1 protein-coding gene is annotated in these 235 nt (G+C 66.4%); it reads right to left on the bottom strand.

Translation table 11 applies throughout. The features are described from left to right. On the bottom strand, nt 1-235 hold a 235-nt coding region (locus tag IG08_RS0153650; protein WP_030622534.1), incomplete at both ends, for a protocatechuate dioxygenase.

Here is a 235-nt window from a genome sequence, read left to right as displayed (position 1 = left end):
CCGTCGGAGACGCTGGAGCCCAGCGCGGTCAGGGTCAGCAGGCCGGAGGAGGCGCCACCGTCGTCGTAGATCGAGTCGTCCTCCAGCAGGGTCTCCTGGGTGGTGTTCTCGGTGTACGGCGCGGTCGCCTGGATCTCGGTGTTGATGTCCTGGTCGAAGAAGAGCTGGCCGGTGTGGATGATCTCGCCGCCGGTGTACGAGTCGTCGGTCAGCGTCACATCGGTGTGCACCCGCA

Source organism: Streptomyces fulvoviolaceus, from assembly GCF_000718165.1.
Lineage (GTDB): Bacteria > Actinomycetota > Actinomycetes > Streptomycetales > Streptomycetaceae > Streptomyces > Streptomyces fulvoviolaceus.
The sequence above is the reverse complement of the archived record's forward strand: the minus strand, read 5'-3'. Positions and strand labels throughout refer to the sequence as shown.